At 31.9% G+C, this 6,334-nt stretch carries 7 protein-coding genes; all 7 read right to left on the minus strand.

What is annotated here, in order from left to right; all coding sequences use genetic code 11:
- Positions 1-239 precede the first annotated feature (239 nt).
- Positions 240-371: a Maff2 family mobile element protein gene (locus tag F594_RS09590; protein ID WP_000394212.1), complete on the minus strand. Its 132-nt coding sequence runs from the start codon at positions 369-371 to the stop codon at positions 240-242.
- 1 nt (position 372) lies between these two features.
- Positions 373-729: a hypothetical protein gene (locus F594_RS0109045; protein WP_019035352.1), complete on the minus strand. Its 357-nt coding sequence runs from the start codon at positions 727-729 to the stop codon at positions 373-375.
- Between the two features lie 157 nt (positions 730-886).
- Positions 887-1,234 carry a type II toxin-antitoxin system RnlB family antitoxin gene (locus F594_RS0109050; protein WP_019035353.1) on the minus strand — a complete coding sequence of 116 codons (348 nt, stop codon included), beginning with the start codon at positions 1,232-1,234 and terminating at the stop codon, positions 887-889.
- A gap of 348 nt (positions 1,235-1,582) precedes the next feature.
- Positions 1,583-3,370: a VirD4-like conjugal transfer protein, CD1115 family gene (locus F594_RS0109055; protein WP_211208591.1), complete on the minus strand. Its 1,788-nt coding sequence runs from the start codon at positions 3,368-3,370 to the stop codon at positions 1,583-1,585.
- 37 nt (positions 3,371-3,407) lie between these two features.
- The gene (locus tag F594_RS0109060) at positions 3,408-3,902 is read right to left on the minus strand and encodes a PcfB family protein (RefSeq protein ID WP_019035355.1); all 495 of its coding nucleotides are present in this window, start codon (positions 3,900-3,902) and stop codon (positions 3,408-3,410) included.
- The gene (locus F594_RS0109065; RefSeq protein WP_019035356.1) at positions 3,884-4,771 is read right to left on the minus strand and encodes an ATP-binding protein; all 888 of its coding nucleotides are present in this window, start codon (positions 4,769-4,771) and stop codon (positions 3,884-3,886) included. The genes F594_RS0109060 and F594_RS0109065 overlap by 19 nt, the downstream gene beginning before the upstream one ends.
- Before the next feature lie 33 nt (positions 4,772-4,804).
- Positions 4,805-5,815 carry a replication initiator protein A gene (locus F594_RS0109070; protein WP_019035357.1) on the minus strand — a complete coding sequence of 337 codons (1,011 nt, stop codon included), beginning with the start codon at positions 5,813-5,815 and terminating at the stop codon, positions 4,805-4,807.
- Positions 5,816-6,334 lie beyond the last annotated feature (519 nt).

A 6,334-nucleotide genomic window follows, 5' to 3' on the forward strand; every position in this document is an offset into this window, starting at 1 on the left:
CATATAGGTAGCACCGTCCACCTCTGAACAGCTTTCGTGTCTGATGTTAATATCAGTCTTACGGCTACTCTCTGCCGACTTCACCGAGCTTTTGACAATGAAATAGTCTAATATTCATTGCCAATCGGAGTATCAGTGTAGGCATTTCAGGGCGTTACCCCGTCATTCTACCTATCAGATTGCCAGTTCTCCTAAGTTTTGAACTTTCAGTCCTTCGACTTAGTGCATAAGCTTTTCACTTATGAACGTGTCGCACGGTTATCGTTACCATACCCCTCCATCAAGTTGATAACGCCCCAAGCTCCTAATCCTGCGCCTATGGCGGTAACTAATATTTTTAAAACATTAACTGCCTGTGTAAAAAATTCCATATTATTCCTCCTGATTATCTTCTATTTTTTCTTTTTCAATTTTGTTAACATGCTTTACAATAAAGTTTTTGAAAATCTTTTCTTCTTTTTTCACTTCTTTAAAATATCCAAAGACATGAATATACTCTCCGCTTTCAAAATCTCTAACAAGATCTGTCTTATCTCCATATAAATTGCAATAAATATATTCCTTTTTCTTATCTTTGTTCTTACGTACAATGGTGAAATTGGCAAAGGGAACTTCTCCTTCTTTGCTTTCAATGACACCAAATTTAATTTCTCCAACTACATTTCCATTAATATTGAGCATTTCTTTTTCCATAACTTCTCCTTTTTCTATTTTTTCTTCTTTTGACAATGAAAAAAGGACACCTATTTATTAGATGTCCTGATACTATAACTATTTACTTTTTTAAGGAGAGTCTCGTTCGTGGTATATTTTCATACGATCCTCCTATTTTGGGCAAAAAAATTCACCTAAAATTTTTATTTTCTTTAGGTGTACTTCTTGTTATTTAATATGTTGCTAATAATTCTTTTTGAGAGTTTGCCAAAATTGAATTTTTTAACCATACTGGTTCTTTTTTTATTATAGAGTTTGCAATTTTTAATATATCTTTATTAACCTCAGAGTAGGAATAATTATTTAAATTTAAGCTTCCATCTTTATTAACCTCTATCTCTATAAATCTGTAGCTATTTATTCCTGAAACTAAGGCAGTGTCAACTAAAATTTTGCCTCTAAATGTAGAAAGAAGTTTTATTTCTTTTAAGCAGGCAGAAATTTTTTCTCTATAATCTAATAAAGTTATGATTTTTTTATAGCCTGAAATATTTAAGTCATTTATTAAATATTTTTCCATAAAAACCTCCTCTCCAAATTATTTGTAGTTTCAATCCATTATTCATTCTCTATTAGGATGTAAAGTTAATCTAAAACATACATTTATCATGCCTTATTTTAGATTAACTATCCTATTTTCTTATTTAGCAACATGTATTTTAAATTTAAATTTTAAATATTTCTTACACACTTCTTGATTCTTTATAATTTTTTCACTTTTACTACTAAAAATCAAATGACCCGACTTGGTCCGCATTGTTAAGAGGCGTGTCGGGTGCTGTCGATATTATCGACAGGATAGAGCATTTTTTGTCAAGGCTTATCCTTTAGTTTTTTGTTATTTTATTAGTTCTGATACTATTATAGTTTAAGCCTCTAAAAGTTCAACAAACATATCGCTTCTAAGTCTTACCTCGTCTTTTCTCTTAAGATATTTTTCTACGTCAAATGCATTTCTTTTGTCATGGTCTTCTAACAACTTATAGTTTTTATGTTTTGTAATATCAAACTTGTCTGAAAGAAAAGGCCTTACTCCTCTTAATTGTAATATACATTTTCCACCATCCATTACTGTTATTTCATCTTGACTCATTAAATCTTTGCCTGTCTTCTGATAGTTTAATCCATAGGAGTTTTGGTTAGATCTTGTTTCTGATGTGTTGTATAAGTCTATGGTCTCTTTTCCTAGGGTTTCAGAGAGTTCCTTTAAGGTAGTCTTTTCTTTTCCTCCAAGAAATAAGGTGGAATCACAATTGCCTGATATGGTATCCGCATGGTCTCTATAATTCGCTTTAAGCTGAGATTGGGCTTGAAGTACAATACAAGCTGAGATTTCCCTACTTCTGATGGTGGCTATGAGCTTTTCAAATTTTGGTATTTGACCTATATTGGAAAATTCGTCCAACAGGCACCTGACATGAATGGGTAGTCTGCCACCATATACATCATCTGCTCTATCGCATAGAAGGTTAAATAACTGAGAATACATCATGGCTACGACAAAGTTAAAAGTGTCATCGGTGTCGGATATGATAACAAAGAGTGCTGTTTTTCGATCTCCTAGCATATCTAACTCTAATTCATCTTCACTCATTAGGTTTCTTAATTCCTCTATATCAAAGGGAGCAAGTCTTGCACCACAGCTAATAAGGATGGATTTTGCAGTTTTTCCAGCTGCTAGCTTATATTTCTTATATTGCTTAACTGCAAAGTGGTTGGGCTTCTCTTTTTCCAAGGCTTCAAACATATAGTCTACAGCATTTTTAAAATTTTCATCCTCTTCCCTAACTTCACTGGCATCAATCATGGCAAGAAGGGTAGTAAAGTTTTGTTCTTCCTTAGGCGCTTCGTAATAAATATAGCCAATAAGGGCTGTATAATAGAGTTTCTCGGCTTTCACCCAAAAATCCTCAGTAGACTTTTCCCCTTCTCCCTTAGTATTTGCAATGATTGTCTGAACTAATTTTAATATATCTTTTTCAGACCTTAGATAGGCAAAGGGATTATATTTCATGGACTTTTTGAAGTTTATGGTGTTAAGAACTTTTATTGAATAGTTATTTCGCTCTAGCATCTTACCACATTCTATGATTAAGGTTCCCTTTGGATCAGTAACAACATAGCTACTATGCATCTGCATTAAGTTTGGTTTGATAAAAAACCTTGTCTTACCAGAACCTGACCCTCCTATAACAAGGACGTTTTTATTTCTAGCATATTTGGGATTTTTTGGTCTGCTATTCATAGTCAAAGATTCTGTCTGTGTCAATATTATATTATTTTTAAAGTCTTTATCTATATAGGGTTCTATGTCCTTTGCCGTTCCCCATCTTGCAGAGCCATATTCTTTTCCTTCTCTAAACTTTTTGGCATTCTTTTTCTTTTGCCATAGGATAAGCTTAATAGTCAAACTTAACCCTAAACCGACTGTTAAGTCCCTTAATTTAAGTGAAGGCAATAAGCTTATCGTATCTATTTCAGAAATAGCCATCATTATTCTATCTAGAACGTCTCCTCCAATGTAGGAGTTAATATGATGTGAAAAAATATTGCCAAAATAGAAGAATACGAGATAAGGTAGGTTTTCTAATACAAACTTCTTCTTGTCTCGTATTTTAAAAATATTTTTCAAATCTTTTATTATATTTTCCAGTATTTTCGTAAGATTACCTGCCTTTCTTTTTTCTCTCAAGCTATAAGGAGTGTTCTTGGTGTTTATGTTTTACCTTATCCTTATCAAGACTAGCTTTGACTTTTTCTTTGAAGTTATTAAGCTTTTCTATGACTGATTCCCTTCCCTTATCCTTATTCATAAATTTGTTTACCGTACTTTTAAAGGCTTGCTCCATGACTTTTTCGTCCTTGGCTTGAAAAAAGATGATGTTGTTGCCTGAGAATAAATCTTTCTTTATGCTAAATTTTACGCCATAATGATTTAATTCTTTTTTTAAATTCTTTAAGTCAATATCATTTAATTCTAAGGTTTCAACCTTTCCTTTTTTCACTAAATCTTTAACTTTGACTTTTTTAAATTTACTTAATAAACCTTCTTTTTCTTGTGTGGATTTCGATTTACCCTTTCTTCCTTCTAACAGTTTTTTCATTAGTTTGATTAATTGTTCGGCTGTAATTTTGCCGCCTTGCTTTACTATGGCTATCACTCTTGAATTTACTTCTTCATTTTGCATATCTCACCTTCCTTTAAAAGTTCATAGATGAGGTTTGATTTGTCTTTCATCTTTTTGATTCGTCTGTTTTTTCCTGTAAAGATAATGGGACTTGCCATTTCCAATATTCTTGAATAAATTCTTTTTTCTCTTACTCCTATAGGATTAGTTAATTGAGAGATATTTAAGTTTGTCGTTATAATTAGAGGTTTCCCTACCCTATACCTCGCGTCAATAATATTGAAGATATGTTCATAGGCAAAGTCTGTGGTCCTCTCCATGCCAAAATCATCAATGATGAGGAGTTTTTTCTCATTTAAGCTATTGATATATTTGCCCTTATTTATATCGAAATTGGTCATATCGTTTAGAATACTTGTGAAATTTGTCATTTTAACAGATATACACTGGTCTATAAGTCCGTTGGCTATGGTTGCCGCTAAATGCGTCTTTCCACAGCCTACATCCCCTGTTAATATTAGACCTAAATTATTTTTATAGACTTCCTCAAATTTATCCACATAGTTTTCTGCTATATCTCTGTGTTCAGAATCCCTATCCATGTTTTCAAATCTCGCTTTAAGGAAAATACTGTCTTCGAAGCAAGATCGCCTTAGTTCATTAATTCTCAACATCTGCTGATATTTTCTTCTAGCTTCTTTTTCTTCTCTTTCTTTTTCTTGCATACACTTGCAGGATATATGAACTTTTTTCTTGTCTCCCATAAAGTCAATAAGTTTTTCTTTTGCAGTATGACAATGACCACAGGTTAAAAGATTGGTTTTCTCATCTACATAGTCTAAGGATTCTTCCATATCTTTTTCTTTGCTTATATTGTCTTTGCCTCTTTTAGTTATTACTTCGCCTAATAAAGCGCTTATATTTTCCATAAAAACCTCCTTCCTAGCTTTTTTTAATCGTTTTTAAGACTTATTTAAAAACTCCTTCCAAATTCTTGCGTCTTGGTCATATGTGATGTCATCTTGGCTGTCTGGTCTTTTTGAAACCCCCTCTAATTTTAGATTTTCATCTGCATTAAAGAGAATGGTTAACAGGTAGGCCTTTAGGCTCTTAATCTGCTTTTTAGGGACTTTATTGAGGTAATCTAGAACATAGACTATATGCTTAAATTCTAAGTCTAAAAACTTTTCCTTTACTGTTTCATGGTTCACATAGATCCCATTTATTTTTAAAGGATTTTTATTTATCAATAAATCTGTTACAAGAGAGAGAATTAAATCAATTCTTCCTTCTTCATTGGGATAGGTGGTTATTAATTTCTCATAAGAAATATTATCTTTGATTTTTTCTTTTAAATCCTCCTCCCTATTTCTTTTTAACTCTTCTATAGGTTTATCTTTCGAGAAGATGGAGGTGGTATTATTAAAATCAGTATTACTATAATCAGTCTTATTAATATTAGTATTATTACCTTGTGATTTTAACAATTCTTGTTTTGTGTTATTCATCATTCCTGAATTGTGATTTTCACTATTCTTGAATTGTGATTTTAATAAGTCTGGTTTTGTGATTTTTTCTGGTGAACTTTCAGTTGTTTTTTCTATTCCATTAATTATGAAGTTTTTTACATAGAGAATATTAGGCTTACCCAATCCTAGTCTTTTCTTTTCCACTAGACCAATTCCTTTTTTCTCATCTAACTCTTGAAGTATTTTTGTGGCTTTTTGCGTTCCACAGCCAAAAGTTTCTGCAATTTCCTCAATAGGATAAACGATATATACTCTATTTTTTTCATCAAGCCATTTATTTTTCATAGATAGATTCATTCGGTCTAAAAGTATGCCATAAAGAACTTTTGCATCTACAGATAATTTTTTAAATACCTTGTCAGTAAATAGAATTTTGGGAATCCTAAAAAAAGTAAATTGGTCAGCTTCTTTGCCATAGTAGTAATCAAAGCTTATCTTTTCCACCACTTCCCTCCCTTCTTTTTGTAAATGAAAAAGAGATAGCTATTACACTATCTCTTTCGTCCCTTTCTCGAAATATGCAGTTTTTTATTCATGCATGAAATCTTCAAATATTCTCTTTTAAAGTATTATTGACTATTATCAAGTACTGTTGATGTCAATTTTGTTGTCTTTTTGTTGTCTTTTTATTCTTCATCATCCAAAGAGGGTTGAATTTTCTGGTTTTCAGCACCTATGGGCTTCATTGTTGGGAAAATCCCCTCTACCTTAGATAATTGTCTAAATCTCTATAAAAGTCTATTTTATGGTACTTCTCCATTTACGACAATTTGCTAACTCTCTATAAGTGCCTATAGATTTCTAGCAAATTGTCGTAAATTTGTCGTAAGCTGTCGTAAATTCTAAAATATAAATTTCATCGCTTTTTCAAATTCTCCCATCTGTTCTATCTTAAAATCTTCTGTTGCATCTACATATATATCCATTGTTGTACTAATATCAGAATGACCTAGAATAGACTGC

Source organism: Peptoniphilus lacrimalis DSM 7455 (genome assembly GCF_000378725.1).
Taxonomy (GTDB): Bacteria; Bacillota; Clostridia; order Tissierellales; family Peptoniphilaceae; genus Peptoniphilus_A; species Peptoniphilus_A lacrimalis.